The organism is Limnobacter sp. G6BE5S, assembly GCF_058448965.1.
Window position 1 is genome coordinate 84,068 of record NZ_JBZFLM010000001.1, and the last position, 25,945, is coordinate 110,012.

Annotated in this window: 32 protein-coding genes and 1 tRNA gene; 8 read left to right on the plus strand and 25 right to left on the minus strand. The window is 53.1% G+C overall.

Going from position 1 to position 25,945, the window contains the following annotated elements:
- Positions 1–30 precede the first annotated feature (30 nt).
- On the minus strand, positions 31–1,104 hold the full coding sequence (locus tag ACVL1J_RS00340; protein ID WP_159568200.1) for a 2Fe-2S iron-sulfur cluster-binding protein: 1,074 nt from the start codon (positions 1,102–1,104) through the stop codon (positions 31–33).
- 12 nt (positions 1,105–1,116) lie between these two features.
- Entirely contained in the window at positions 1,117–2,319 is a 1,203-nt protein-coding gene (locus ACVL1J_RS00345; RefSeq protein WP_341237261.1) for an alkane 1-monooxygenase, read from the minus strand.
- A 181-nt stretch (positions 2,320–2,500) separates the two neighbouring features.
- Between ACVL1J_RS00345 and ACVL1J_RS00350 the strand changes: the two genes are divergently transcribed.
- The 7 genes from ACVL1J_RS00350 to ACVL1J_RS00380 all read left to right on the plus strand — a co-directional run bounded on the left by ACVL1J_RS00350 (position 2,501) and on the right by ACVL1J_RS00380 (position 8,373).
- Complete coding sequence (locus tag ACVL1J_RS00350; protein WP_341237260.1) at positions 2,501–3,145, plus strand: TetR family transcriptional regulator; 645 nt, start codon at positions 2,501–2,503, stop codon at positions 3,143–3,145.
- Positions 3,146–3,272: 127 nt separating this feature from the next.
- Complete coding sequence (locus ACVL1J_RS00355; RefSeq protein ID WP_159568197.1) at positions 3,273–4,016, plus strand: response regulator transcription factor; 744 nt, start codon at positions 3,273–3,275, stop codon at positions 4,014–4,016.
- Positions 4,017–4,070: 54 nt separating this feature from the next.
- Positions 4,071–5,339 (plus strand): glutamyl-tRNA reductase, encoded by a 1,269-nt coding sequence (gene hemA, locus ACVL1J_RS00360; protein ID WP_159568196.1) that lies wholly within the window; start codon positions 4,071–4,073, stop codon positions 5,337–5,339.
- The gene (gene prfA, locus ACVL1J_RS00365; RefSeq protein ID WP_159568195.1) at positions 5,340–6,422 is read left to right on the plus strand and encodes a peptide chain release factor 1; all 1,083 of its coding nucleotides are present in this window, start codon (positions 5,340–5,342) and stop codon (positions 6,420–6,422) included. It abuts the gene before it with no gap.
- Positions 6,419–7,282, plus strand: coding sequence for a peptide chain release factor N(5)-glutamine methyltransferase (gene prmC, locus ACVL1J_RS00370; protein WP_159568194.1), 864 nt, complete (start codon positions 6,419–6,421; stop codon positions 7,280–7,282). The genes prfA and prmC overlap by 4 nt, the downstream gene beginning before the upstream one ends.
- A 102-nt stretch (positions 7,283–7,384) precedes the next feature.
- The gene (grxD, locus tag ACVL1J_RS00375; RefSeq protein ID WP_341237259.1) at positions 7,385–7,717 is read left to right on the plus strand and encodes a Grx4 family monothiol glutaredoxin; all 333 of its coding nucleotides are present in this window, start codon (positions 7,385–7,387) and stop codon (positions 7,715–7,717) included.
- Positions 7,718–7,770: 53 nt separating this feature from the next.
- Positions 7,771–8,373: a UbiX family flavin prenyltransferase gene (locus tag ACVL1J_RS00380; RefSeq protein ID WP_341237258.1), complete on the plus strand. Its 603-nt coding sequence runs from the start codon at positions 7,771–7,773 to the stop codon at positions 8,371–8,373.
- Between the two features lie 12 nt (positions 8,374–8,385).
- Here ACVL1J_RS00380 and ACVL1J_RS00385 read toward each other — a convergent pair whose 3' ends face one another.
- From ACVL1J_RS00385 to ACVL1J_RS00420, 8 genes are all read right to left on the minus strand, one after another.
- Complete coding sequence (locus tag ACVL1J_RS00385; protein WP_341237257.1) at positions 8,386–9,252, minus strand: class I SAM-dependent methyltransferase; 867 nt, start codon at positions 9,250–9,252, stop codon at positions 8,386–8,388.
- A gap of 467 nt (positions 9,253–9,719) precedes the next feature.
- Positions 9,720–9,795, minus strand: a tRNA-Thr gene (locus ACVL1J_RS00390).
- Positions 9,796–9,809: 14 nt separating this feature from the next.
- Positions 9,810–10,352, minus strand: coding sequence for a ClpXP protease specificity-enhancing factor (locus tag ACVL1J_RS00395; RefSeq protein WP_341237256.1), 543 nt, complete (start codon positions 10,350–10,352; stop codon positions 9,810–9,812).
- Between the two features lie 46 nt (positions 10,353–10,398).
- On the minus strand, positions 10,399–11,001 hold the full coding sequence (locus tag ACVL1J_RS00400; RefSeq protein ID WP_138515675.1) for a glutathione S-transferase N-terminal domain-containing protein: 603 nt from the start codon (positions 10,999–11,001) through the stop codon (positions 10,399–10,401).
- Positions 11,002–11,076: 75 nt separating this feature from the next.
- The gene (locus ACVL1J_RS00405) at positions 11,077–11,832 is read right to left on the minus strand and encodes a cytochrome c1 (RefSeq protein WP_341237255.1); all 756 of its coding nucleotides are present in this window, start codon (positions 11,830–11,832) and stop codon (positions 11,077–11,079) included.
- A gap of 54 nt (positions 11,833–11,886) precedes the next feature.
- A complete protein-coding gene (locus tag ACVL1J_RS00410; protein ID WP_159568189.1) occupies positions 11,887–13,152 on the minus strand; it encodes a cytochrome b in 1,266 nt (421 codons plus the stop codon).
- A 25-nt stretch (positions 13,153–13,177) separates the two neighbouring features.
- Positions 13,178–13,783 carry a ubiquinol-cytochrome c reductase iron-sulfur subunit gene (gene petA, locus ACVL1J_RS00415; protein ID WP_341237254.1) on the minus strand — a complete coding sequence of 202 codons (606 nt, stop codon included), beginning with the start codon at positions 13,781–13,783 and terminating at the stop codon, positions 13,178–13,180.
- Positions 13,784–13,928: 145 nt separating this feature from the next.
- A complete protein-coding gene (locus tag ACVL1J_RS00420) occupies positions 13,929–14,681 on the minus strand; it encodes a Nif3-like dinuclear metal center hexameric protein (protein ID WP_491665107.1) in 753 nt (250 codons plus the stop codon).
- Positions 14,682–14,713: 32 nt separating this feature from the next.
- On the opposite strand from ACVL1J_RS00420, the gene ACVL1J_RS00425 reads away from it, so the two are divergent.
- Positions 14,714–15,868, plus strand: coding sequence for a Do family serine endopeptidase (locus tag ACVL1J_RS00425; protein ID WP_341237252.1), 1,155 nt, complete (start codon positions 14,714–14,716; stop codon positions 15,866–15,868).
- A gap of 25 nt (positions 15,869–15,893) precedes the next feature.
- On the opposite strand, the gene tatC is transcribed toward ACVL1J_RS00425, so the two are convergent.
- The 15 genes from tatC to ACVL1J_RS00500 are packed head-to-tail and all read right to left on the minus strand — an operon-like array spanning position 15,894 to position 25,931.
- On the minus strand, positions 15,894–16,631 hold the full coding sequence (gene tatC, locus ACVL1J_RS00430; protein ID WP_341237251.1) for a twin-arginine translocase subunit TatC: 738 nt from the start codon (positions 16,629–16,631) through the stop codon (positions 15,894–15,896).
- Between the two features lie 15 nt (positions 16,632–16,646).
- Positions 16,647–17,072, minus strand: coding sequence for a Sec-independent protein translocase protein TatB (tatB, locus tag ACVL1J_RS00435; RefSeq protein WP_341237250.1), 426 nt, complete (start codon positions 17,070–17,072; stop codon positions 16,647–16,649).
- Between the two features lie 24 nt (positions 17,073–17,096).
- On the minus strand, positions 17,097–17,333 hold the full coding sequence (gene tatA, locus ACVL1J_RS00440; RefSeq protein WP_159568184.1) for a Sec-independent protein translocase subunit TatA: 237 nt from the start codon (positions 17,331–17,333) through the stop codon (positions 17,097–17,099).
- A 35-nt stretch (positions 17,334–17,368) separates the two neighbouring features.
- Positions 17,369–17,725 carry a histidine triad nucleotide-binding protein gene (locus ACVL1J_RS00445; protein WP_159568183.1) on the minus strand — a complete coding sequence of 119 codons (357 nt, stop codon included), beginning with the start codon at positions 17,723–17,725 and terminating at the stop codon, positions 17,369–17,371.
- A gap of 22 nt (positions 17,726–17,747) precedes the next feature.
- Positions 17,748–18,086, minus strand: a complete 339-nt coding sequence (locus ACVL1J_RS00450; protein ID WP_159568182.1) for a phosphoribosyl-ATP diphosphatase — start codon at positions 18,084–18,086, stop codon at positions 17,748–17,750.
- Between the two features lie 13 nt (positions 18,087–18,099).
- Positions 18,100–18,525, minus strand: coding sequence for a phosphoribosyl-AMP cyclohydrolase (gene hisI, locus ACVL1J_RS00455; RefSeq protein WP_341237249.1), 426 nt, complete (start codon positions 18,523–18,525; stop codon positions 18,100–18,102).
- A gap of 12 nt (positions 18,526–18,537) precedes the next feature.
- Positions 18,538–19,302, minus strand: coding sequence for an imidazole glycerol phosphate synthase subunit HisF (hisF, locus tag ACVL1J_RS00460; protein ID WP_159568180.1), 765 nt, complete (start codon positions 19,300–19,302; stop codon positions 18,538–18,540).
- Complete coding sequence (gene hisA, locus ACVL1J_RS00465) at positions 19,302–20,051, minus strand: 1-(5-phosphoribosyl)-5-[(5-phosphoribosylamino)methylideneamino]imidazole-4-carboxamide isomerase (RefSeq protein ID WP_159568179.1); 750 nt, start codon at positions 20,049–20,051, stop codon at positions 19,302–19,304. The genes hisF and hisA overlap by 1 nt, the downstream gene beginning before the upstream one ends.
- 52 nt (positions 20,052–20,103) lie before the next feature.
- Positions 20,104–20,736, minus strand: a complete 633-nt coding sequence (gene hisH / locus ACVL1J_RS00470; protein WP_491664998.1) for an imidazole glycerol phosphate synthase subunit HisH — start codon at positions 20,734–20,736, stop codon at positions 20,104–20,106.
- Complete coding sequence (gene hisB, locus ACVL1J_RS00475) at positions 20,733–21,320, minus strand: imidazoleglycerol-phosphate dehydratase HisB (RefSeq protein WP_171035109.1); 588 nt, start codon at positions 21,318–21,320, stop codon at positions 20,733–20,735. The genes hisH and hisB overlap by 4 nt, the downstream gene beginning before the upstream one ends.
- A gap of 13 nt (positions 21,321–21,333) precedes the next feature.
- Complete coding sequence (hisC, locus tag ACVL1J_RS00480) at positions 21,334–22,434, minus strand: histidinol-phosphate transaminase (RefSeq protein WP_159568177.1); 1,101 nt, start codon at positions 22,432–22,434, stop codon at positions 21,334–21,336.
- Between the two features lie 7 nt (positions 22,435–22,441).
- A complete protein-coding gene (hisD, locus tag ACVL1J_RS00485; protein ID WP_491664999.1) occupies positions 22,442–23,764 on the minus strand; it encodes a histidinol dehydrogenase in 1,323 nt (440 codons plus the stop codon).
- 20 nt (positions 23,765–23,784) lie between these two features.
- Positions 23,785–24,420, minus strand: a complete 636-nt coding sequence (hisG, locus tag ACVL1J_RS00490) for an ATP phosphoribosyltransferase (RefSeq protein ID WP_159568175.1) — start codon at positions 24,418–24,420, stop codon at positions 23,785–23,787.
- Positions 24,417–25,673 (minus strand): UDP-N-acetylglucosamine 1-carboxyvinyltransferase, encoded by a 1,257-nt coding sequence (gene murA, locus ACVL1J_RS00495; RefSeq protein ID WP_159568174.1) that lies wholly within the window; start codon positions 25,671–25,673, stop codon positions 24,417–24,419. Before murA ends, hisG begins: the two co-directional genes overlap by 4 nt.
- A 15-nt stretch (positions 25,674–25,688) precedes the next feature.
- On the minus strand, positions 25,689–25,931 hold the full coding sequence (locus tag ACVL1J_RS00500) for a BolA family protein (protein WP_371717123.1): 243 nt from the start codon (positions 25,929–25,931) through the stop codon (positions 25,689–25,691).
- Positions 25,932–25,945 lie beyond the last annotated feature (14 nt).

Here is a 25,945-nt window from a genome sequence, read left to right on the forward strand (position 1 = left end):
TCGGTGGCTTTTTTATTACTTCACTGATTGTCACTCAAACTTGTCATAACGGATATTTACAGCTTTTACGCCCAGCTTGGAAAATTTTGCGATTGCCGCATCAATCATCGCGGGCGGACCACACAAGTAAGCTTGAACTTCCGACCAGTTCAACTGAAGCTTGTCCAATTCGTCTGTGACATAACCACGCGCACCTGCCCAGCTTGTGTTCACGGGTTCTTCAGACAACACCTGCTTAAAATTCAGCGAACCGCGCCAACCCTGTTGAATGCGAGCAATTTCTTCCTCCGCATACAAATCCTGCTGGGTGCGTGCACCGAACAAATAAACTGCATCGCGTGTTTCACCCGCCCATTTGGCCTGATCCAGCAAACTTAAAATTGGCGCCATGCCACTGCCACCTGCAACACACACAATCGGCGCTGGTTTTTCACCTTCGGCCGAACGCAGATAAAAATCGCCAAACGGACCACTCATGCTAAGTCGGGTTTCCTGTCGGTTGGCAGCAAACAACCACTCAGTGAATTTACCACCTGGCACTTTTCGAACATGGAAAACCAGTTCATTGGCTTCTTGCCCTTTGGGTGCCATGGCAAAGCTGTAGTTGCGCGACAAGCTAAACTCTTCCAAACGAATTTCGGCATACTGACCCGCCTTGAAAGGCATGGGGTCATCCAGCGCAACACGCAACTCAACGATGTCGTGCGTCAAATCTTTTTGACCCACAATCGTGCCGCGCGTTTCCACCAGTCGATCACCGCCCGAAGTCAATTCCACCTCAATTTCCAGATCGGTTTCCGGAATCGACTGGCAGGCCAAAATCATGCCTGCTTTCAAGTCCTCAGCACTCAACACATAACTGGAGTCGGTCAGTTCACGCACTTTGCCGCTTTTCAGTTTGCACTTGCACTGGGTACAGCTACCCACCCTGCAGTTGTGCGGAAACCCCAAACCAGCCGACAACGCCGAATTCAAAATCACCTTGCGACCTTTCTCTACTTCAAAACTTTGACCACCCGGGGCCACACTCACCTTGTGAGTCACCTTCCCTCTCTTGCCAGCCGCTGCGCCACCCTGCAATCCAAACCATTCAAGCAATTTCATGGTTCTCTCCTTTTACGCTGCAGCGCGGTTGAATTGTTGGTTGGCTTGCTGCCCCAACTGAGCCGACTTCAAACCTTTCATTCCACTTTTTACACTGGCCTCAATGGCCAGTTTTTTCTCTTCAGGCGTAGCGAAAGTTTCATCCCAGTGATTCAGCAAAGGTGTCATTGCCTTTTTGTACAGCGGTGGCACCAAGGCCAGCAAAATTGTTCCTAAATATCCCGTTGGCAACATGGGCGCATGGCGATAACTGCGCAAGTTCCAGTATTCCTGGTCTGCCTCAGCATGGTGGTGTGAATGGCGTGTCAGCGCATACAACAGTGCTGTCGATACCGAGGCATTGGTATTCCAGCTGTGGCGTGGCTCTACCTTGTCTTCCGGGCGACGAACAATGCCGTAATGCTCCATGTAGTTCACGATTTCAAGCAGGGTTTTGCCGCCCGCACTCATGATCCAGAACATCACCATGCCAACCCAGCCGCCGATGTAAAACGAAGCGGCAAACAAACTCAGACTCATCAAATTGCCACGCATCATGCGGCTGTGAACAGGGTTCCACACCGACCGGTTGAACTTCGCCAAACGCTGCTTTTCCAGTCTCCATGCCGACTTGTAACCGCCAATGGTACTTTTCAGTACAAAGCCATACACATTTTCACCGCGCTGCGCCGTGGCTGGGTCAGCGGGTGTACCCAGGTTTTTGTGGTGGCCGTACACATGCTCAATCGCAAAGGAAGCATCGCAAGTAAACGCCAGCATCCATCGTCCCAAAATCATATCGCGCAGGCTGTAGGTTCTGTGGGTCAACTCGTGGCCCACGTTTGTGCCGCCAGCACCAAACAAGAACGCTCCGGCCACTGCACCAACAAACCACTGGTACCACGTGGTGTCAGCCTGCAACTGCAAACGATCATACCCAAAGGTACTTTTCATGAACCCGTCAATGCCCAACACGTCCACAGGCCCCACCGCCCAAGTGAAGCACAACGTCACCCACATCAAAATCGGCAGGGTCAGCCACAGCATCAGGTTCAGAAAAAACTCCCCCTCCATGCGTGGTTCACTGCGGTCGTCTGGCAACAAAATATCACCCAGTGCAACCACCAATACCAAAGCGGCAATACCGGTGTACATCCAGGCACCGCCTTGCATCATGGCGTGCATGACGCCAATGGCGATCACAGGAAATGTTGTGAATTTAAGGTAATGCAACATGTGAGGTCTCCCGTTCAAAAGTGCCCTCTGATTATTGAGTGTGGGGCTTGGTCTATCCCTGATGCTTCGCATGTTAACAACTGTTAACATGCTCGTCAATACCCTTTGTCATCAATTGGATAAAACTTCTAAATCACGGATTCATAACAGCTGTTCGGGTTTTGGTTATAATCAGTCGCTTATGACATCCTCTGCATCAACCGTCCATGGACGCACCCGGCTTATTGAGGCTGCGCTAAACCTGAGCTATCAAAGGCGAAGTTTCTCCAGCCTTGGCATTCGCGAAATTACCCGCGAGGCGAAACTGTCTGCACCCGCTTTTTACCGCCACTTCGAAGACCTGGCCGACCTCGGCACGGCGGTCATTCTGGAAGTAGAAAAAGCTGTACTGGACGCCTTCACTGAAGTACGCATGAGTACCGCCAAAGAAGCAGACCTCGACATCCGCCCCATGCTTGTGAAACGATTCTTCGATTGGGCTGCAGAGAACCCAAAGCCCGTAGTGGTTGGCGCTTCCGAGGCATTCGGTGCCCTTGAGCGCATGCGGGATGGACTGAAGAAAACAATTCGAGCGATTAGTGAAGACATTTGCAGCGACAATCGAATTGCCGCCCTGCTGCCGGGCCTGCCCAAAGAAGAAATGATCGAAGTGCTCGAGGTCTTGGCTCAAAATGTGCTGTTCATGGCCGTTGAATATGTCGAGAAGCCCGATCAACGGCAGGCCATTTATGACAAGGCGCTTCGCATCGTGGCGGTCATTTTTGCTGGCGCCCACGCCACCCACGCCATGAAGCTGGAACAGGAAAGCGTTCGGATTCCTGATTGATAAATCAGTCCCGTCTGCAATTTAACAAAAAAGCAACATTGTGTTTCACAGTCTGTTTAAAGGATTAAACTGTCAACACACAAATTAACATTGTGGTAACAATATCCCAAAAGCAGGAGCCACACCCATGCGCATCGCCATTCTTGAAGACGACCTGACACAAAGCGAAATGTTGCGCTGGGTGCTCGAATCCGTAAACCACAAATGCCATTGCTTTGCCACATTCAAAAGCTTCCAGACTGCGCTGTACCGCGACAGTTTCGACTTGGTGCTGCTCGATTGGGTGTTGCCCGACAGCTCAGGCCCCAAGGTGATGCACTGGATCCGCGACACACTGCACATCAAAGTACCCGTACTCTTTATTACCTCAAAAACAGACGAAGAGAATATTGTTGAAGCCCTTAACGCAGGGGCTGATGACTACATGATCAAACCCATTCGTCGCGGCGAACTGGTTGCCCGTGTCAATGCCCTGTTGCGTCGCGCCTACCCTGAACTGACCGCGCCCGAGGTATTTGAAATTACCGACCTGGAATTTCATCCCAAGTTTTCAACCATCGTGCGCCACACCAAACGCGTGGTCATGACCCAGAAAGAATTCGACTTGGCCTTGTTGCTATTTCGCAATCTGGGCAAACCACTGTCACGTTCACACATTCAGGAAACCGTGTGGGGGCGCGACACCGACTTGCCCTCCCGAACCATGGACACTCACATATCCCGCGTGCGCTCCAAGCTGGCTTTGCGGCCAGAACAAGGTTTCAGATTAACACCCGTGTACGGCTTTGGTTACAAGTTGGAGCAAGTTGATCACGAAGGCAAATCGGCTGACCTCGCAAAAATCAAACGCCAACTCGCCGAGAACGATTGAGGGCGTATTCGCCATAGCGGGTTATAATGAAGGGTTTTCCGCCCAGTAGGTATTATGGAGCTTTTCGCAGTCGGCCTGAATTATCAATCCGCACCGCTCGCACTTCGCGAGCGCTTGGCGTTTCCGGCCGAACAATTGCAAGAGGCCTTGCGCGCACTGGCGCACCGTGTTCAAGCCCCTGAAGCGGCCATTCTTTCTACCTGCAACCGCACAGAAGTGTATTGCGCAGCCAGCAACATTGAACAGCTCAAAACCGACTTGCTGGAATGGCTCGCAACCAACCGCAACATTCCCACCACCGAACTTGGCCCGCACCTGTACATACTGCCGCAACAGGAAGTGGTGCGACACGCCTTTCGGGTGGCCAGCGGGCTCGACTCCATGGTGCTGGGCGAAGCTCAAATTCTGGGCCAAATGAAGCAAGCCGCCCGCACCGCCGAAGAAGCGGGTACGCTGGGCCAAATGCTGCATCAGCTTTTCCAGCGCACGTTCTCTGTGGCCAAAGAAGTGCGCTCGCACACCGAGATTGGCGCACACTCGGTGTCCATGGCCTCCGCTGCCGTGAAACTGGCCAGCCGTATTTTCGGTGACCTCAGCAAACGCAATGTGCTGTTCATCGGCGCAGGCGAAATGATCCAGCTGTGTGCCACCCACTTTGCTGCACAAAACCCAAAAAGCATCACCATTGCCAACCGCAGTGCAGACCGTGCCAACCAACTGGCCCAAACCCATGGAGCCAGTGTCATTGGCCTTGCACAAGTGCCCGAGCAACTTGCGAAAAGCGACATCGTGATTTCCTGCACTGCCAGCACTTTGCCCATCATTGGTCTGGGCATGGTTGAAGCAGCCTGCAAAAAGCGCAAACACGAACCCATCTTCATGCTCGACCTTGCAGTGCCACGCGACATCGAAGCCCAGGTCAGCAAGCTCGACGACGTCTTCCTCTACAGTGTTGACGACCTGAGCCAAATTGTTCAGGAAGGCCGAGAACAACGCGCAGCCGCTGTCGAACAGGCCGAAGCCATTATTGAGTCGCAAGTTCAGGGGTTTATGCGCTGGATGAGCGAACGCTCGCTGGTCCCCACCATACAAGACATTCACCAGAAAGCCGACGACATCGCCCAACTAGAACTGGACCATGCCCGTAAACAGCTTGCCAAAGGCACTCCAGCAGATGAAGTGCTTCAACTGATGGCCCACCGCATGAGCGCCAAATTCATGCACGGCCCCATGCAAGCCTTGCACCAAGCCAGCCCGGCTGAACGCGAAGCCCTGTTAAAGTGGCTACCCCAGCTATTCAACATTAAAAATACCGACAAATAGATGAAAGACAGCATGCGGAACCGGCTAACGCGCCTTGCCGAGCGCCTTGCCGACCTTGAAGATTTTTTGTCGTCACAGAATGCTGCCAACGACATGGTGCAGTTCAAAGCCATCACGCGTGAACGCTCTGAGTTGCTGCCTGCCACCGAGCGCTTTGCTGAATATCAAAGCCTGGAAGCCGACCTGAACACCGCTCGCGAATGGCTTTCCGACCCCGACATGCGCGACATGGCCCGCGAAGAAATTGCCCAGAACGAAACCAAACTGGCGCAACTCGAAGCCGATCTTCAACGCCTGTTGCTACCCAAAGACCCCAACGACCACCGCAATGCCATGCTTGAAATTCGGGCTGGCACGGGGGGCGATGAATCAGCCCTGTTTGCTGGCGACCTGTTTCGCATGTACACCCGCTACGCTGAGCGTCAAGGTTGGCAAATAGAAATCATGGGCGCCAGTGAATCGGAATTGGGTGGCTACAAAGAAGTGATTGTCCGCCTGGCTGGCGAGAATGTGTACAAACACCTGAAATTTGAATCGGGCGGTCACCGCGTTCAACGCGTGCCTGCCACCGAAAGCCAGGGACGTATTCACACCTCAGCCTGTACTGTCGCCGTGATGGCCGAACCCGACGAAGCAGAAGTCGTTGAAATTAACCCGGCCGATTTGCGAATCGACACTTACCGCGCCAGCGGCGCAGGAGGTCAACACATCAACAAAACCGACTCGGCGGTGCGAATCACCCACCTGCCCACTGGCCTTGTGGTGGAATGCCAGGACGAACGCAGCCAGCACAAAAACAAGGCCAAGGCCATGAAAGTGCTGAATGTTCGCCTTCAGGACAAAATCGACCGTGAGCGACAGGCCGCAGAAGCTTCCGAGCGGCGCAGCCTGGTTGGCTCTGGCGACCGCTCCGAGCGCATACGCACCTACAACTTCCCACAGGGGCGCATGACCGACCACCGGATCAACTTGACCCTGTACAAACTCGACTACATCATGGACGGGGATTTAACTGACCTGATGAACGGCCTGACAGCCTTCCACGAAGCAGAACTGCTGGCTGAAATAACCGCCAAAGAATGAGTACATTGCCCCAACCCACCATTGAATCGGTATTGCAACAAACCCGCGAAGAGACCGGGTTGCCAGCCAGCGAACTTCGAGTATTAATGACCTTTATCACCGGCTTTGACCGTGTGAACCTGGTCACCAAAGGCAATCGGGCATTACCCATGGATCAGCTCAGCGCATTTAAATCGCTGGCAGCCAAACGCCAACATGGCGAACCCATCGCCTACCTTGTGCAACAAAAAGAATTTTACTCCCGCAACTTTTTTGTTGATTCCCGCGTGCTGATTCCCCGCCCGGAAACCGAAGAACTGGTTGAACACGCACTGGGCTTTCTACAAAGCAAATCCACCGAGAACCTGCTGACGCGCGTACTCGACATTGGCTGCGGCAGTGGCGCCATCGCATTATCACTCGCGCTTGAAAACCCCATACTCGAAATAACAGCCACCGACATCTCGGCCGACGCGCTCTGGGTTGCGCAATACAATGCCAATGAACTGGGTGCAAAAAATGTGCGTTTTGTACAATCTGACCTGTTTGCGAATCTGTTGAATCAAACGCCACCACTGGCCTTTGACCTGGTTTGCAGCAACCCGCCCTACATTGAACAGGGCGACGAACACCTTTCGCAAGGTGACTTGCGGTTCGAGCCCAAACAAGCCTTGACCGACGGCGGAGACGGCCTTCACTTTTACCGTGAAATAGCCCGGCACAGCCCAAGCCTGTTGCGCGCAGGCGGCGGTGTACTCGTAGAACACGGTTATAACCAGCAACAAGCAGTGAAAGCCTTGTTCTCCCAGCCGCCATATGTGCATGTTCAGGGCTTGCCCGATTTGGCCGGTACCCCCCGTTTTGTATTTGCCCACATCTAATTTGCACAGCAAATGCACGCAAGGCATTGAAAACGAGCGTTTTATACCCACATCCATTACACTACAGGGTTGTAGCAATTTATCTCTTTGAAAGGAAGTTTTATGAGCGTTCGCGATTCCATTCACGAAACCGTCACCAGCCACCCCGTGGTTTTGTTCATGAAAGGAACAGCCCAGTTCCCCATGTGCGGGTTTTCTGGTCGCGCCATTCAAATCCTGAAAGCCTGCGAAGCGGAAAAAGTAGTCACAGTGAACGTACTGGACGACCCCGAAATTCGTCAAGGCATCAAAGAATACGCCAACTGGCCAACCATCCCACAGCTGTATGTGAACGGCGAGTTTTTGGGCGGTTGCGACATCATGACCGAGATGTATCAAAACGGCGAATTGAAAGCATTGATCGCAGCAGCGAACGCCTCCACGCAATCGGAGTAAATAGTGACACTGGCCGCGTCAATCGCAATGCGGCCACTTCCGGGCACCCCATCTTGAGCAGCACCCTTCCCCCACAGTTCACACAATCGATCACGGTTGCCATCACAGGTGCCAGTGGCGCCTTATATGGCCTGAAAATCCTTGATTTACTGCGGGCACGTGGCGACACGGAAATTCATTTGGTGGTGTCTTCTTCGGGCTGGCTCACGCTGGCCAGCGAAAGCGATTTGACCAAAGATGAAATTGAAGCCAAAGCACACGTCGTGCACTCGCCAAAACAAGTGGGCAACTGCATCGCCAGTGGGTCTTACCCGTCCATGGGCATGGTGATTGCACCTTGCTCCATGCACACGCTAGCAGCCGTGGCACATGGCTTGTCAAATAACTTAATTACCCGCGCAGCCGATGTGGTGCTGAAAGAACGACGTCGCCTGGTGTTACTACCCCGCGAAACGCCACTGAACCTGGCCCACTTGCGCAACATGGTCAGCGTGACTGAAATGGGCGGCATTGTCATGCCACCCGTGCCTGCGCTGTACCAGCGCCCTGCCAGTATCGATGCCATGGTCACCGACACAGCTCAACACGCCCTGCAACTCCTGGGGCTGCCCAATACGCAGCGCAACGAGTGGCAAGGTTTGAGAAACACCAACTAACGAATCAATAGCTCAGGCAGGTACGTGAAAACGTTGCTGCAAGCCCTCTTCTCCGTCCAATCCAAGCTCCGTCAACATATCGTGCAATCGTTGGGCCGCCTTTGGATTCGACCGCTGGTGTTTTTTTGCAATAATCAGCTCGTTCTTCATCGAGTGCTCCCACCCCACCAGCTCTGTCACCGTCACTTGGTAACCATGTGCCTCCAGTTGCAAACAACGCAACACATTGGTTAACTGACTACCAAACTCGCGAGTGTGCAGCGGGTGACGCCACATTTCGACCAAACTGGTTTTGCCGAGTTGACTGGCTTTGTTCTTGCGCAAATGAGTAGCCACCTCCGCCTGGCAACACGGCACCAGCGCCATGAACTTCGCCTGTTTTTTCAAACCAAATGAAATTGCATCATCGGTGGCCGTGTTGCAGGCGTGAAGCGCAGTGACAATGTCGACTGTTTCAGGCAAATCAGGGTGATCTGTGGTCTGCGCCACTGGCAAATTAATAAACTGCATACCCGTATCAAAGCCAAGATGTTCCGCAAGCGTATTCGACTTGTCCACCAACTCCTGTCGGGTTTCAACGCCCGCCACCACCGCCCCTTCCGGATTTTGCTTAATGTACAAGTCGTACAAAATGAAACCAAGATAGGATTTTCCTGCGCCATGATCGACCAGGTACATGCCACCGTCATTGGCTTTGCGCACGTCTTCAATCAGCGGCTCAATAAAATGAGTCAGGTGGTACACCTGCTTCAGCTTCCTTCGGCTGTCTTGGTTAATCCCGCCATCACGCGTCACAATGTGCAGCGCCTTCAACAGTTCAATCGACTGGCCTGGCTTAAGCTCCAATGCGTCTAAGGGATTCTTCTTGGGTTTGGGCATGGTGTTTGGCTGCATTGAATTCAATGCGCACAGTGTAAAGGGTTTAAGCGCGGTCGGCATTGGGTGTTGCTTGCTTGTCAGCTGGTTTAATAGCCCAATCGGCGACGGTGGTAGAAAGACGCTGAGGTCGGTGACGCGGAGGTCGGTGACGCTGAGCTGAACTTGCAAGTGGTCGCACGATGACCAGTCAGAAAACTTACCGGCTTGGCGCGCCGAGACAAACGATCGCGCCCATGCGCGAAAGACAAGACCCGACCGTTACTTTTGGAGGGCTTGGCTTAGTGCAGACTCAAGCAGACAGGCCGAAATGCCAAGTTTTCGGGCAGCGGCGACCCTTCAAGTTCAGCGAAAAAGTCGCCAATGACATTCGAAACAAGTAACCCACACCGAGTTGACAAGAAATCCGAATGTGGCGCATTCAAAACAAAAACAAACCAAGATGATTTCCCGAGATACCGGGAGAAGAATGGTGCCGCTTGTCGGATTCGAACTGACGACCTACCGCTTACAAGGCGGTTGCTCTACCAACTGAGCTAAAGCGGCACTTAAGAGAAGCGCTATTTTACTCGAGTCAGATGATTCTTTTTCTTCTGACCGGGTTTTTTTGGTGTTTTTTCATCAGATTTATCTGATTTAGTTACAGACAATGGCTTAGAGTCCTCTGAAACACCTGAAACAGAGCGCAAACCTGCTGGCTTGGCACCCGAATCGTCAGAGACCGGCTCGTCGTCTTCATCAAGAACAAACTGAACTGCCTCATTACCATCACCCTCAATCTCGGCCAATGGCTTGAGCACTTCAAACGCCATACCATGGCCGTTTTCACGGGCATAAATAGCACTGATCTGCTCAATCGGCACAAAAATCTCGCGCACCACGCCGCCGAACCGTGCTTCGAACTCAACCGCTTCGTTGCCCAAATTCAATTTGTTCGTCGCCAAGGGAGAAGTATTCAACACAATCTCCCCGGCCTTCACAAATTCTTTGGGCACTTGGGTTTTCTCGTTCACAGCAACGGCAAGGTATGGCGTGTAGCCATTGTCGACGCACCATTCGTGAATGGCTCGAATCAAATAAGGCTTTGTAGATACTTCAGTCACTGCTTTGTCCTCGACGTTTCTGGCTTGCTACTCAATCCGCATCCAATTAACGACGCATCACCTTCTCAGAGGGTGTCAATGCATCAATAAATGCGGGCTTGGCAAAAATACGCTCAGCGTACTTCATCAGTGGTGCGGCAGACTTGGGTAGTTCAATACCGTAGTGCTCCAGGCGCCACAACAAGGGGGCCAAAGCAACGTCCAGCATTGAAAACTCTTCACCCAACATGTACTTGCTTTTCAAGAACACGGGCGCCAATTGTGTGAGTTGTTCGCGAATGGCCGATTTGGCTTTGTCCATTGCCTTTGGATTGCCAGCTTTCTCCAACACACTCACGTGTTGAAAAAGTTCGCGCTCAAAGTTGAACAGAAACAGACGGGTGCGAGCACGCATGACTGGATCGGCAGGCATCAACTGAGGATGCGGAAAACGTTCATCAATGTATTCATTGATGATGTTTGATTCATACAGAATCAAATCACGTTCTACCAAAATTGGCACCTGGCTGTAAGGATTCATCACACTGATGTCATCAGGCCGATTGAACAAGTCAATGTCCTTGATCTCGAAATCCATGCCTTTTTCATGCAAAACGAACCGGCAACGTTGAGAAAACGGGCAAGTCGTTCCAGAGTAAAGAACCATCATAATGTTGTCATCCCAAAACAAAAAATGGCCGGGGCGAGCAAACGCCCCAGCCTGTACACGATTAAGCCAAATAGCTTACTTGATGTCTTTCCAGTATGCGGCGTTCAAGCGCCATGCAAAAATGGTAAACACGCCAAAGAACAACAGCACAATTACGCCCAACTTGAAGCGATCTTCGCGCACAGGCTCGGCCATAAACACCAGAAAACTGGTGAGGTCGGCCATGGCCTGATCATATTCAACCTGATTCATGGTGCCAGGTTTTGTCTGCTCGAATCCAACGAACCGCTGGATTTTCTTTTCTGCATCATGCGGATCAGCCACCTCTTCGTACTTGGCGATTCGCTCGCCCTGCAATTCCCACAGCACATGAGGCATACCCACATTCGGGAAGGCCATATTGTTCCAGCCTGTTGGCTTGGATGGGTCGCGGTAATAGGTGCGCAAATAGGTGTAGATGTAATCAGCACCGGGGCCGTTTGAAGATGCGCGTGAACGCGCGATCAATGACAGATCGGGAGGAGCCGCACCAAACCACTTCTTGGCATCTTTGGCATCCATTGCAATGGTCATGGTGTCGCCCACATTCTCGGTGGCAAACATCAGGTTTTCCTTGATCTGCTCGTTTGTCAAACCGATGTCGCGCAAGCGGTTGTAACGCATGCTTTCAGCAGAGTGACAATTCAAACAATAATTAGAGAACAACTTGGCACCGCGCTGAAGCGCTGCCATGTCATTCGTCAGATCAGGCGCTTTATCCAGAGGATAGTTACTGCCCGCACTGAAAACCAGTGAAGGAACAAGCGCCAACAAAGCCAGTAGTTTTTTCATTATTTAATCCCTATCTTGTCCAGTTCGTCGTCCAGTCAGCTCAGTGCGCATGACTTAGTGCGGTTGAAACACAACACGGTCGGGCACAGGCTTGAATGTTCCAAGCTTGGACCACCATGGCATGGCCAGGAAGAACAGGAAGTAATACAGGGTACCGATCTGGGAAACGATTTGACCAATGTCTGATGGCGGCTTCACACCCAGGTAACCCAACACAATGAAGTTGATCACAAACACCGCATAAATCCACTTGTGCAGCGCTGGGCGATAACGGATTGACTTCACCTTGCTCTTGTCCAGCCAAGGCAGGAAGAACAGGATCACAACCGCACCACCCATGGCCACTACACCCCAGAATTTCGCATCCAGCCCCAGGAACGGGAATGTGATGGCGCGAAGAATGGAGTAGAACGGTGTGAAATACCACACCGGTGCAATGTGAGCAGGCGTCTTCAGTGGGTCAGCCGGAATGAAGTTGTTGTATTCCAGGAAGTAACCACCCATCTCGGGAGCGAAGAACACAATGGCGGAGAACACCATCAGGAATACGCCCACACCAAGAATGTCGTGCACTGTGTAGTAGGGGTGGAATGGAATACCGTCCAAAGGCTTGCCATCAGCGCCCTTCTTTTCCTTGATTTCAACTCCATCGGGGTTGTTTGAACCCACTTCGTGCAAAGCCACCAGGTGAGCTGCCACCAAGCCGAGCAATACCAACGGAATGGCGATGACGTGGAAAGAGAAGAAGCGGTTCAAGGTTGCATCGGAAACCACATAATCACCGCGAATCCAGATGGCCAAATCGGGGCCAATAACAGGAATTGCCGAGAACAGGTTTACGATTACCTGCGCACCCCAGTAGCTCATTTGACCCCATGGCAACAGGTAGCCAAAGAATGCTTCAGCCATCAGGCACAGGAAAATTGCAACACCGAAGATCCAGATCAGCTCACGGGGCTTGCGATAAGAGCCATACAACAGGCCACGCATCATGTGCAGATAAACCACCACGAAGAACATGGAAGCGCCTGTGGAGTGCATGTAACGCACCAGCCAGCCCCAAGGCACATCACGCATGATGTATTCCACAGACTGGAAAGCCTTGGCCGCATCGGGTTTGTAGTGCATGACCAGGAAAATACCAGTCACGATTTGAATGACCAGTACCAACAAGGCCAGTGAGCCAAAGAAGTACCAGAAGTTGAAGTTTTTGGGCGCATAGTACTCGGACAAATGCGCTTTGTAGGTCGATGTCAGGGGAAAGCGCTGGTCAATCCAGCCCAACACGCCTGTCGTTTCGACTTTTTTGTCTGCCGCCATAATTACTACTCCTCGCTCTCAGATGTCAGGCGTTGTTCTCGTCTACACCGATCAACAACCTGGTGTCTGACAAATATTTGTGGGGTGGCACTTCCAGATTGTCCGGTGCTGGCTTGCCAGCATATACGCGGCCGGCCAGGTCGAAGGTTGAACCGTGACAAGGACAGAAGAAGCCGCCTTGCCAGTCATCAGGCAAGCTCGGCTGGGGACCTGGCTCAAAACGGGCAGAGGGCGAGCAGCCCAAATGTGAGCAAATACCCACCGCCACCAAATATTCGGGCTTGATTGAGCGATGAACGTTGCGTGCATACTCTGGAGTCAATTGATCAGGGCTGCGCTCGGAATTGGGATCGGCCAATTGATCATTCAGCTCGGGCAAAGCCTCGAGCATTTCAGGATCACGGCGAACCACCCAAACTGGCTTTCCGCGCCATTCGACAGTTTTCATGTCGCCTGGCTGCATGCCAGAAATATCAAGCTCAACGGGCGCACCGGCTGCTTTCGCGCGCTCGGAGGGTGCCATTGAAGTCAGAAACGCGCCACCAGTTGCCGCAGCCGCTACACCACCCGCTGCGCCGCAAGCGATCATCCATACGCGACGTTCTTTGTCTACAGGTTGATTATTGCTCATCAAAATAACCCCGAAAGTAAAATCCAGTGATCCATGCAACCGGAGATTGTACCCCAGCAAGCTGAAAACAAGGAACAGTTTTGGGGAGAATTTCCATCAAATGCTGAATGTACAGATACATTTGCTGCCATACATTAGAAAACATCTAAACAGCAACAAACAAATCCCGGAAAATCACTTCAATACCGTAGCGCTGTGCAATCCATTCGCCCAAGGCCTTCACGCCACATCGTTCCGTTGCATGGTGGCCTGCCCCCAACAAGCTGACATTGCATTCACGTGCCACATGAACAGCCGGTTCCGACAGCTCCCCGGTCAGGTACAGGTCTGCCCCCTGCAATGCAGCCTCCTCGACATAACCCGGCGCGCCGCCCGTACACCAAGCCACCGTACTGACCAACCGTTCCGGATCGTCGTTTCCCTCAACTTGAACATGATGCCCCAGCACGCTGCACACCCGACCCACCAATTCTTTCAAAGGCTGGGGCGAAGGTAGATCACCCATGTGAATCAGTCCTTTGTCACCCACCACACGTGTACTGGGCCAACCGAGCATTTTCCCGAGTTGGGCGTTGTTACCCAACTCCGGGTGCTTATCCAGCGGCAAATGGTAAGCAAATACATTCAGACCATGGGCCAGAGCCAACTGCAGGCGCTTTTTGCGAAAGCCCGTGATCACTTGCGGATCGCCTTTCCACATCAGGCCATGGTGTACCAAAACGGCGTCAGCATTTAACTCAACGGCCAGCTCAATAAGCGCTTTCGAGGCTGTAACCCCCGTCAGAACCCGTTGAATCTGGGGCCTGCCTTCCAACTGGAGACCATTTGGGCAATAATCTGACATGCGAGCCTGATCCAGCAATTCCCGCAAGTCATGTTCCAGCACATTCCGATCCACTGAAGCCAACGGCGCACCCCTGCATTCTTGATATGTTGAAAAAACTCTGGCTGACCTTCGCTCAGGCCTTAACCGTACTTCTTGCATTGTATTTCATCACCGAAGTGCTGCGCCCTGAATGGACGCCCAACTGGCTTCAAAAGCCGGCTTACCAAACCGCCCAACCACAAGGCGTTGTCGGCTATCGGGAAGCCGTGGACAAAGCCATGCCCGCGGTGGTGAACATTTTCACCAGCAAACGGGCCAACAACATGCCCAAACACCCTTTTTTCGAAGACCCGGAAATCCGGAAGTTTTTCGGGGATGAACTTGAAGAACAGTTTGAAGAAGAACAGCAGGCTTCCAGCCTGGGTTCGGGTGTGATCGTCAACAGCGAAGGGCTGATTGTGACCAACCAGCACGTGGTTGAGGCGGCCGATGAAATCGAAGTCAGCCTGAACGACGGCCGAACCACCAAAGCCGAGCTGGTAGGAACCGACCCGGAAACCGATCTGGCAGTACTTCGAATCAAACTCGACAACCTGCCCAGCCTGAAATTTGCGGCCGAAGAGGCAGTCAGGGTGGGCGATGTTGTGCTGGCCATGGGCAACCCTTTCGGTGTGGGCCAAACCGTGACCATGGGAATTGTGAGTGCCTTGGGTCGCAACCACGTGGGCATCAACACCTTTGAGAACTTCATCCAAACCGATGCGGCAATCAACCCGGGTAACTCGGGCGGCGCGCTGGTGGACACTGCGGGCAACCTCTTGGGCATCAACACGGCCATTTACAGTCGCTCTGGCGGCTCTTTGGGTATCGGCTTTGCCATTCCTGCAAAAACCGTGCAGGGTGTGCTGAACCAGATCGTGCGCACAGGCACAGTAACTCGCGGCTACATTGGCGTAGAACAGCAAAACATCACTGAAGAACTGGCCTCAGCGTTCGACCTGCCTCAAAAAGACGGTGTCATTATTGCCGGCATTGTGAAAGACGGCCCTGCAGACAAAGCGGGCCTGAAGGTGGGCGATATTCTGTTGAAACTGGACGACAAAAAGATTGCTGACACCACGCAGATGCTGAATCAGATTGCGGCCTATGCGCCCGGTGAGAAAAAATCGGTAGAGCTATTGCGGGATGGCAAGAAAGAAAGCATCACAATTGAGATTGGTGTTCGACCCAAGCCCGGTGACTTCCTGAAACGACGGTAAAAAAACCGGGCTGTTCGTACCCGGTTTATTCCATAATTTGCTGACGCTGTTTGCCAATCACCTTGGCAAACAAAATGCCCACTTCGTACAGTATGCAAATGGGAATTGCCAGAAACAACTGGGACATCACGTCGGGCGGGGTCACAATGGCAGCAATTACAAATGCAGCCACAATGACATATCCGCGCACTTCCGCCAGTTTCTCAACGGTAACCACGCCCAGATACACCAATACAACCACCACAATCGGCACTTCAAACGTCATGCCGAAGGCCATGAACATGGTCAGTACAAAGCTCATGTAGGCCTCGATATCTGGCGCGGGCGTGATGCTTTGAGGCGCAAAGTCGTTAATGAAGGCGAATACCTTGCCAAACACGATGAAGTGACAAAACGCGATGCCCAGCAAAAAAAGCACGGTGCTGGAGAAAATAATGGGCAAGGCCATTTTTTTCTCGTGCACGTACAAACCCGGCGCAATAAAAGACCAAGCCTGGTAAAGCAATATAGGCAGAGAAATGACAAACGCCACCATGGCGGTCAACTTAACCGGCACCATGAATGGGGTGATCACGCCAGTGGCGATCATCTTGGTACCTTCGGGCAATGCACTTTGAATCGGCAAGGCCAATAAATCAAAAATGTAGGCCGCGCCTGGGTAGGCCATCAAGGCCACAAACACAATCAAAAACCCGATTACAGCGCGCAACAAACGGTCGCGCAGCTCTACAAGGTGACTGACAAAATTTTCTTGCTGACTCATTACCCATGCACCTTGTTATTTGGCCTCGACCTTGGGAGCGGGTCCCACGGCATGCTCTGGCGCTGGATCTGCCGCCTTGGCAGGTGACTGTGTTGTGGATGACTTGGTGGTCTCAGCAGCCAGTTTGCTGCTTTCCAGTTCGGCGATGTCATCTTCAATGGACTTCACCGATTTGTTCAAATCAGATTCAGTATCCCGAAGCGTGGTTTGAACATCGCCTTCTACTTTGCGCGCAGCAGTTTGCATTTCTGCCTGCAACTTGCGCAACTCATCAATTTCCATTTCCCGATTGATTTCAGACTTGACGTCACTGACGTAACGCTGGGCTTTGCCCAACAAGTGGCCAACGGTTTTGGCCACTTTGGGTAATTTTTCAGGACCTATCACCAGCAGCGCGATCACTGCGATGATAAGCATTTCCGAGAACGCAATGTCGAACATGCTGCACGCCGCAAAAAAGGGAAATTAGCTGGAAGATTTCTCTTTCGCTTCTACGTCGATCGTATCGGACTTCTTGGCATTGCCATCGGCCAGCTTGGCTGCATTTTGCTCGCCTTCCGTACCGGCTTCTTTCATGCCGTCTTTGAAACCCTTGACCGCTCCGCCCAAGTCCGAGCCGATATTGCGCAGCTTCTTGGTGCCGAACACCAACATCACGATAACCAGCACGATTACCCAGTGCCAAATGCTAAATGAACCCATAATCTACTCCTGATTTGTGTCTGAATCTTGATCAGTTACAAGGCTGGCATGCCAAGCATGACGCCCAATGGCTTATCTGAACCAAGAATGTGTACATGAACATGATACACCTCTTGGCAACCTACCCTTCCCGTGTTGACAATGGTTCGGAAACCATCGTTACACCCTTCTTGCTTTGCCAGTTTTCCAGCGATTGTCATGATTTTTCCCATGACAGGAATATCCTCCTCAGAGGCATCAGTCAGCGTGGGAATGTGCTTTTTAGGAATAATTAAAAAGTGCACAGGCGCAGCAGGTTTGATGTCGTGAAACGCGAGGATATCCTCGTCTTCATATACTTTTCTGCTAGGGATTTCCCCAGCGATGATTTTGCAGAAAATACAATCTGACATGTCTTGTCCCTTTTGCGTGTTTTTACTTGGGTCGATTGGCCTTTTCGACCAAACCCGACAACCCCATGCGACGATCAAGTTCAGCCAGCACATCCGAGGCCTGAAGCCCGTGCCAGCCCAGCAATACCATGCTGTGAAACCACAAGTCAGCCGTTTCGGCGATCACTTTGTCGGGGTTCTGGTCTTTAGAAGCCATGACCAGCTCACAGGACTCCTCGCCAATCTTTTTCAGAATTGCATCTTGCCCTTTGTGGTGCAACTTCGCCACATACGACTGCTCGGGGTTGCCTTGCTTACGCTCTTCCAACACCCGCGTTAGACGTTCGAGCAAATCTCCAGACGCTTTTTCAAGGTCAGCCATGCCTGTTCATTCCTTATTTTTTGCCGTACATGTCGGAAGGGCTTTTCAACACAGGGTCTTTGGCAACCCACTTGGGCCTTTCACCTTGAGCACCTTCCAGCGCGTAATAAAAGCAGCTTTCACGACCTGTGTGACACGCGATGCCACCCACTTGCTCAACCATCAGCACCAGTACGTCGCCATCACAATCCAGGCGAATTTCCTTGACCCTTTGCTGGTTGCCCGATTCTTCACCTTTGTGCCAGAGCTTACCGCGCGAACGTGAAAAATACGTTGCAAAACCCGTGTTGACAGTAATTTCCAAGGCCTCGCGGTTCATCCAGGCCACCATCAGTACGCGCTTGGACGCATGGTCTTGCGCCACCACATTGACCAAACCCTTGTCATCAAAACCGACACTGTCCAGCCAGTTCTCGGTGATCACTACATCTTTACTCATGGCATGGCCCCTTTACAGCCGAACTGTAATGCCGGCCTTGGCCATGTGGGCTTTGGCCTGCTGTACCGTGTATTCACCATAGTGAAAAATGCTGGCGGCCAACACTGCACTGGCCTTGCCTTTGATCACACCGTCGACAAGGTGATCCAGGTTGCCCACACCGCCACTGGCAATCACCGGAATGGTGACCGCATCCGACACCGCACGAGTCAACTCAAGGTTAAATCCGATTTTGGTGCCGTCGCGGTCCATGCTGGTCAACAGCAGTTCCCCGGCGCCCAGCGCCTGCATTTTGCGCGCCCACTCAACGGCATCCAGGCCGGTGGGTTTGCGACCACCATGGGTATACACCTCCCAGCCGGGCTCGCCATTGCTTTTTGCTTTGGCATCAATGGCCACCACAATGCATTGCGAACCGTACTTGGTCGCAGCCTCAGCCACCAACTCGGGGTTGGTGACCGCAGAGGTATTGATGCTGATTTTGTCGGCACCTGCGTTCAATAGCCTGCGCACGTCCTCGACCTTGCGCACACCGCCGCCCACCGTCAAAGGAATGAACACTTGACTGGCCACAGATTCGATGACGTGCAAAATCAGGTCACGGTCATCCGATGATGCCGTGATGTCCAGAAAAGTCAGCTCATCGGCACCCTGATCATCGTATCGGCGTGCGATTTCAACGGGGTCCCCCGCGTCTCGCAACTCAACAAAATTGACACCCTTGACCACCCGGCCCGCAGTTACATCGAGGCAGGGAATGATACGGCTTGCAAGCATTAGTAGGACTTTCCGTTCAATTCATCGGCCAAAGCCTGGCCTTTTGCGAAATCCAGCGTGCCTTCGTAAATCGAGCGACCACAGATGGCACCCATTACACCTTCGTGCTCAACGCCGCACAGCAGTTTCACATCGTCCAGATTGGTAATGCCGCCGCTGGCAATTACCGGAATGGTCAATGCATTGGCCAAGCGCACGGTTGCTTCAATATTCACGCCACCGAGCATGCCGTCGCGGCCAATGTCAGTGTAAATAATGGCCTCTACGCCGTAGCCTTCGTATTTCTTGGCCAGATCAACCACGTCGTGTCCGGAAATTTTGCTCCAGCCATCGGTGGCTACCTTGCCGTCTTTGGCGTCCAGACCCACAATAATTTGTCCGGGGAAAGCACCGCAAGCATCGTGCAGGAAGCCAGGGTTCTTCACCGCGGCTGTGCCAATAATCACATAGCTCAAACCGTCATCGAGGTAACGCTCAATGGTGTCGAGGTCTCGAATACCACCGCCAAGCTGAACGGGGATTGCCCCACCCACCGCGTCAAGAATGTCGATGATGACGCCCTCATTCACGGGCTTGCCCGCGATCGCGCCATTCAGGTCGACCAGGTGCAGGCGGCGTGCGCCGCTTTGTACCCATTTCATGGCCATTTCGACCGGGTCTGCCGAGAAAATGGTGGCATCGTCCATATTGCCTTGCTTCAGGCGAACACACTGACCGTCTTTCAGGTCGATTGCTGGAATGAGTAACATGAGACTGTGTTGTTAACTATTCAAGTGGGTGAAAAAAATGATCGATAAAAAATCAGGGGTTCCATCTCAAAAAGTTGGAATACAACCTTAGGCCGTCCTCCGCACTTTTTTCAGGATGAAACTGTGTTGCAAAGATGTTATCCCGTGCAATGGCGCAGGTAAAGCGAACACCGTAGTCAGTTTCACCTGCAACGTGTTCCGGATTCAAGGGGTTGACGTGATAGCTGTGTACAAAATAGAACCAGGCACCATTCTCAATGCCTGCCCACATGGGATGCTTCACGCGCTGATTCACTTGGTTCCAGCCCATGTGTGGCACTTTCAATCCGCACTCCACCGTTAGCCTGGGATCAAACTTCACCACATCACCAGAAAACAGGGAAAGACAATCTGCAGGCCCTTCGGCACTGCGCTCCATCATCATTTGCTCGCCAACACACACGCCAAACAAAGGTTTTGATTCGGCAGTGCGGTACACCGCGTCCATCAAGCCTGATTCGCGCAGGGCTTTCATGCAATCGGGCATGGCACCCTGACCTGGCAATACAACACGACTGGCCCGGTCGATTACGGCGGGATCGTCGGTGATCTGAATTTCCTGATTGTCGAGCTTTACATGCTGCAAGGCTTGGGCCACCGAACGCAAGTTACCCATGCCGTAATCAACAACGGCAACTAGACTCACAAAGCACCTTTGGTACTCGGAATGGCACCCTGCTGACGTTCATCAATGGCCACCGCCATGCGCAAGGCACGACCAAAGGCCTTGAACACGGTTTCGCACTGGTGGTGTGAATTCACACCCTTCAGGTTGTCGATGTGCAAGGTACACAGGGCATGGTTCACAAAGCCCTGGAAGAATTCAAACACAAGATCCACATCAAATGCACCAATGCTGGCACGCGTGAACGGAATGTCCTGATGCAAACCAGGGCGACCAGAAAGATCGATCACCACACGTGACAGGGCTTCGTCCAACGGCACATAGCTATGGCCGTAACGAACGATTCCTTTTTTGTCACCCAAAGCTTTGGTGAATGCCATGCCCAAGGTAATGCCAGTGTCTTCCACGGTGTGGTGTGCATCAATGTGCAAGTCACCCTTGGCCACAATATGCAAGTCGAACAGGCCGTGGCGCGAAATTTGTTCCAGCATGTGGTCCAAAAACGGCACACCGGTGTCGAGGTGGCGTTCACCTGTCCCATCCAGATTGATTTTGACGGTGATCTGGGTTTCCAGGGTATTGCGGGTAACTTCTGCGGTTCTCATGATTGTCTAAAAGTTATGCGGCCTTCGCGGCCACTTCGTCGATGGATTCTTGCACAGCCACCAAAAACTGCTGATTCTCTTGTTCTGTGCTCACGGTCACGCGCAAGCAGTTTTGGAGCAAGGGGTGGGCCTTGCCCACATATTTCACCAAGATACCCTTGTTTTTCAGGGCATCAAAGACTTCAAGCGCATTCGGGACGCGGAAAAGTACAAAATTGGCGTAAGAATCAAACACTTCAACGTCGCCGCTGCTTGTTTTCAGATTTCTCAGTGCCTCGGCCAACACATTGCGCTGTTCGCAAAGCATGGCGGCCTGTGCCGCGAAGGCATCAAAGTGCTCTAGTGCAAACTGCACCGCAATGCGCGTGAGCACGTTGACATTGTAGGGCGGGCGCACTTTGTCGATTTGCTCAACCCAGGCAGGGCTGGCCACGGCGTAGCCCAAACGGGCACCGGCGAGCCCCAGCTTGGAGAAAGTGCGCAGCACCAATACATTTGGAAACTCGAGGACTCTCGCCATGAACGAGGCATCTGCAAACGCTTCGTACGCCTCATCGACCACCACCAAGCCAGGCGTTGCTTCGATAATTTGCACAATTTCGGCTTCGCGCAGCGCCACGCCCGTGGGGTTATTCGGGTAAGCCAAAAACACCACTTTGGGCTGGTTGGTGGCAATGGCTTTCAACATGGCGGGCATGTTGAGGCTGAAATCAGCATTCAGGTCTACGCCCACAAAGCGGGCATGGCTCCACTGGCTGTACACGGCATACATCACAAAGGTGGGCACGGGCGACAAAACTGCGTCGCCGGGCATGCAGCAAGCCCGAATGATCAGGTCAATCAATTCATCCGAACCATTGCCAAACAACACGTGGGCCGCCTTGGGAATGGCCGTGCAAGCGCGCAAAGCGGCCTCAAGATCCAAAGCTTTGGGTGCTGGGTAGCGGTTCAGTTCAGCAGTTTTCAACTGCTGTGCAAGTTCATCCAGCAAAGCGGCAGGCATGCCCTGCGGATTTTCCATGGCATCAAGTTTCAACATGCCAGCCGAGGGCGCCACCACATAGGCTTGGGTGGCCTGCACGTCGGCACGAATCGTTTTTTGAAGAAGACTCATGGTGCGCTCAATCCGCCTTTCGGAACTTGGGGCCAACACGGTACTCTGCGGAACGTGCGTGTGCAGGCAAGCCTTCGCCATAGGCCAATTCAGCGGCCACTTCACCCAAGGTGCTTGCACCTTCACGGCTGGCAAAAATAATACTGCTGCGCTTCTGGAAATCGTAAACACCCAAGGGCGAGCTGAAACGGGCGGTGCCTGCTGTGGGCAACACGTGGTTGGGGCCTGCACAGTAATCGCCCAGCGATTCACTGCTGTAGGGGCCCATGAAAATGGCACCGGCGTGCCGCAACTTACCCACCCACGCGTCGGGGTCTTGCACGCTCAACTCCAGGTGTTCTGGGGCAATTTGATTGCTCAACTCACAGGCTTCATCCATGTCGCGCACTTGAATGAGTGCACCGCGGTTTTTAAGCGATGTAGCAATAACGGTGGCGCGTGGCATGGTGTCCATCAGGCGCTTGATACTGGCCTGCACGTTGTCGAGGAATTCCTTGCTGGGACTCAACAAAATGGACTGCGCCATTTCATCGTGCTCAGCCTGGCTGAACAAGTCCATGGCGATCCAGTCGGCATTCGTGCTGCCATCGCAAATCACCAATATTTCAGAAGGCCCTGCAATCATGTCGATGCCGACCGCGCCAAACACACGGCGCTTGGCCTCGGCCACATACGCGTTGCCAGGGCCCACAATTTTATCCACGCGCGGCACGGTCTGTGTGCCATAGGCGAGCGCAGCCACAGCCTGTGCGCCACCAATGGTGAACACACGGTCTACACCCGCCAGGTGAGCAGCAGCCAACACCATTTGATTTCTCACACCACTGGGTGTGGGCACCACCATGATCACTTCTTTTACGCCCGCCACTTTCGCGGGCACGGCGTTCATGAGCACGGAAGACGGGTAAGCGGCCTTGCCACCGGGCACATACAGGCCCGCGCGATCCAGGGGCGTTACACGCTGGCCCAAGCGAGTGCCATCGGCCTCGGTGAATTCCCAGCTTTCTGCAACCTGACGCTCGTGAAATGCGCGCACGCGCTGTGCGGCCACTTTCAGGGCCTCGCGCTGGGCAGAATCGAGTGTGTCAAAAGCCTGCTTCAACTCGTCTTGCCCAATTTCCAGTTCAGCAGCGCTGCCGACCTTCACACGGTCAAATTTCTCGGTGAGTTCCAGCAAGGCTTCATCGCCGCGCTTGCGCACGGCATGAATAATATCGGCCACTGCGCCTTCCACATGGGGATCGCGTTGTTCTTCATAGGCGAGCAATGCACGGAACTGCTCGGCAAAGTTGGCTTCTTTTGTAGACAATCGACGAATTTGGGAAGACATTTTTTACTACCTTTAAAAATTCACGCTGCTGCTTGGGTAAACACATCCAGAATTGGCTGCAAAGCCTCGTACTTCATTTTCAATGCCGCTTGGTTCACTACCAATCGGGAGGAAATTTCGCAAATTTCTTCAACCTCAACCAGCTTGTTGGCGCGCAGGGTTGAGCCCGTGCTGACCAAATCCACAATGGCGTCGGCCAGGCCCACCAGCGGTGCCAGTTCCATGGAACCGTACAGCTTGATCAAGTCAACATGCACACCACGATTGGCAAAATGTTCACGGGCGCTGTTCACATATTTGGTGGCAATGCGCAAACGTGCGCCCTGCTTCACGGCGCTGGCGTAGTCGAAGCCCTCGGGCGCAGCCACACACAGGCGGCATTTGGCAATATTCAAATCCAGCGGCTGGTACAAGCCTGCGCCAGAATGCTCAATAAGAACATCTTTTCCGGCTACCCCCAGGTCAGCAGCGCCATGCTGCACATAAGTGGGCACATCGGTTGCGCGCACAATGATGATTTGAACGTCGGCACGGTTGGTGCCGATAATCAGCTTGCGCGATTTTTCAGGGTCTTCAGACGGCACAACACCTGCTTTCTCGAGCAGGGGCAGTGTTTCTTCAAAAATACGTCCCTTGGACAGGGCCAGTGTGATCATTCCGCTACTCTCGTGACGTCCGCGCCCAATTTGCGCAATTTCTCTTCCATTTTGTCATACCCGCGGTCCAGGTGATAAATGCGGTCAATCCGCGTTTCATCACTGGCAGCCAAACCGGCAATCACCAAGCCGGCAGAAGCGCGCAGGTCGGTGGCCATCACCGTAGCACCCTCCAAGCGCTCAACGCCTTTGATAATCGCTGTGTGGCCTTCAATTTCAATGTTCGCGCCCAAACGCACCATTTCCTGAACATGCATGAAACGGTTTTCGAAAATGGTTTCATTCACCACTGCTGTGCCATCGGCCAGACAATTCACCGCCATGAGCTGTGCCTGCATGTCAGTGGCAAAGCCGGGGAATGGCGCTGTGCGCGCACCCACAGCCTTGGGGCGTGTGCTCATGCTGGCGTGAATTTTTGTGCCATCGACTTCAATGCTTACACCCGCTGTGCGCAGCTTTTCAATGGTCGCGTCCATGCTGTCTGCATCGGTGTTGTTCAGGGTAATGTTGCCACCACACGCGGCCACCGCGCACAAGAATGTGCCGGCTTCGATGCGATCGGGCATCACCTGATACTCGCAACCATGCAGCGTTTCTACGCCATGTACAGTAATCGTGTCGGTGCCTATGCCTTCAATTTTCGCGCCCATTTTCACGAGCATGTTGGCCAGGTCCACCACTTCGGGCTCACGGGCCGCGTTTTCAATAATCGTGGTCCCTTCCGCCAGCGCAGCCGCCATCATCAGGTTTTCAGTACCGGTTACTGTGACCATATCGGTCACAATGCGGGCGCCCTTCAAACGCTTGGCCTTGGCATGAATGTAGCCCTTCTCGATGGTGATCTCAGCACCCATGGCCTGCAGCCCCTTGATGTGCTGGTCAACCGGGCGCTGCCCGATTGCGCAACCACCGGGCAAACTCACGCTGGCCTCGCCAAAACGCGCCACAAGGGGACCAAGGACCAGAATGCTGGCACGCATGGTTTTCACCAGGTCGTAACTGGCGACGGGCTCAGAAATTTCTTCGGCACGCAAAGCCAATTGGTTTTCGCCATGCCAGAAGCACTGCACCCCCATTGAACCCAGCAAGCGCAAACACGTGTTGATGTCGCGCAGACGTGGCACGTTGGTGATGGTGACCGGCTCGGCGGTCAACAAACTGGCACACAGAATGGGCAGGGCCGCATTTTTCGCACCAGAAATTGACACTTCTCCGTGAAGCGGCTTACCGCCACGAACCAAAAATGAATCCATTGAAGGGCAGTCCTTTTACGCTTGTTGTTGAGCCCATTCACCGGGCGTCAATGTTTTCATCGACAGCGCGTGAATCTCGGCACGCATTCTGTCACCCAGTACTGCATACACTTTTTGATGACGCTGAATTGAGCGCAACCCTTCAAACGCACTGGCCACGATGACCGCCTCAAAATGCTGGCCGTCACCAGACACGGTGAGGTGTTCACATTCCAAGCCCTGCGCAATATAGCCGCGAACGGTTTCAGGCAACAACATGATTTTTCCTATCC

Coding starts and splice junctions, on each gene's coding strand:
- ACVL1J_RS00425 (WP_341237252.1), top strand. CDS start 14,714: ATGTTGAAAAAACTCTGGCTGACCTTCGCTCAGGCCTTAACCGTACTT.
- hisG (WP_159568175.1), bottom strand. CDS start 24,420: ATGATCACACTGGCCCTGTCCAAGGGACGTATTTTTGAAGAAACACTG.
- hisF (WP_159568180.1), bottom strand. CDS start 19,302: ATGCTTGCAAGCCGTATCATTCCCTGCCTCGATGTAACTGCGGGCCGG.
- ACVL1J_RS00405 (WP_341237255.1), bottom strand. CDS start 11,832: ATGAAAAAACTACTGGCTTTGTTGGCGCTTGTTCCTTCACTGGTTTTC.
- ACVL1J_RS00450 (WP_159568182.1), bottom strand. CDS start 18,086: ATGGCTGACCTTGAAAAAGCGTCTGGAGATTTGCTCGAACGTCTAACG.
- ACVL1J_RS00445 (WP_159568183.1), bottom strand. CDS start 17,725: ATGTCAGATTGTATTTTCTGCAAAATCATCGCTGGGGAAATCCCTAGC.
- hisD (WP_491664999.1), bottom strand. CDS start 23,764: ATGTCTTCCCAAATTCGTCGATTGTCTACAAAAGAAGCCAACTTTGCC.
- prfA (WP_159568195.1), top strand. CDS start 5,340: ATGAAAGACAGCATGCGGAACCGGCTAACGCGCCTTGCCGAGCGCCTT.
- hisB (WP_171035109.1), bottom strand. CDS start 21,320: ATGAGAACCGCAGAAGTTACCCGCAATACCCTGGAAACCCAGATCACC.
- ACVL1J_RS00350 (WP_341237260.1), top strand. CDS start 2,501: ATGACATCCTCTGCATCAACCGTCCATGGACGCACCCGGCTTATTGAG.
- hemA (WP_159568196.1), top strand. CDS start 4,071: ATGGAGCTTTTCGCAGTCGGCCTGAATTATCAATCCGCACCGCTCGCA.
- ACVL1J_RS00500 (WP_371717123.1), bottom strand. CDS start 25,931: ATGTTGTTGCCTGAAACCGTTCGCGGCTATATTGCGCAGGGCTTGGAA.
- murA (WP_159568174.1), bottom strand. CDS start 25,673: ATGGATTCATTTTTGGTTCGTGGCGGTAAGCCGCTTCACGGAGAAGTG.
- ACVL1J_RS00345 (WP_341237261.1), bottom strand. CDS start 2,319: ATGTTGCATTACCTTAAATTCACAACATTTCCTGTGATCGCCATTGGC.
- hisI (WP_341237249.1), bottom strand. CDS start 18,525: ATGAGTAAAGATGTAGTGATCACCGAGAACTGGCTGGACAGTGTCGGT.
- tatA (WP_159568184.1), bottom strand. CDS start 17,333: ATGGGTTCATTTAGCATTTGGCACTGGGTAATCGTGCTGGTTATCGTG.
- ACVL1J_RS00355 (WP_159568197.1), top strand. CDS start 3,273: ATGCGCATCGCCATTCTTGAAGACGACCTGACACAAAGCGAAATGTTG.
- ACVL1J_RS00340 (WP_159568200.1), bottom strand. CDS start 1,104: ATGAAATTGCTTGAATGGTTTGGATTGCAGGGTGGCGCAGCGGCTGGC.
- ACVL1J_RS00410 (WP_159568189.1), bottom strand. CDS start 13,152: ATGGCGGCAGACAAAAAAGTCGAAACGACAGGCGTGTTGGGCTGGATT.
- ACVL1J_RS00400 (WP_138515675.1), bottom strand. CDS start 11,001: ATGATGGTTCTTTACTCTGGAACGACTTGCCCGTTTTCTCAACGTTGC.
- tatC (WP_341237251.1), bottom strand. CDS start 16,631: ATGAGTCAGCAAGAAAATTTTGTCAGTCACCTTGTAGAGCTGCGCGAC.
- hisC (WP_159568177.1), bottom strand. CDS start 22,434: ATGAGTCTTCTTCAAAAAACGATTCGTGCCGACGTGCAGGCCACCCAA.
- ACVL1J_RS00385 (WP_341237257.1), bottom strand. CDS start 9,252: ATGCCCAAACCCAAGAAGAATCCCTTAGACGCATTGGAGCTTAAGCCA.
- prmC (WP_159568194.1), top strand. CDS start 6,419: ATGAGTACATTGCCCCAACCCACCATTGAATCGGTATTGCAACAAACC.
- petA (WP_341237254.1), bottom strand. CDS start 13,783: ATGAGCAATAATCAACCTGTAGACAAAGAACGTCGCGTATGGATGATC.
- hisA (WP_159568179.1), bottom strand. CDS start 20,051: ATGTTACTCATTCCAGCAATCGACCTGAAAGACGGTCAGTGTGTTCGC.
- grxD (WP_341237259.1), top strand. CDS start 7,385: ATGAGCGTTCGCGATTCCATTCACGAAACCGTCACCAGCCACCCCGTG.
- tatB (WP_341237250.1), bottom strand. CDS start 17,072: ATGTTCGACATTGCGTTCTCGGAAATGCTTATCATCGCAGTGATCGCG.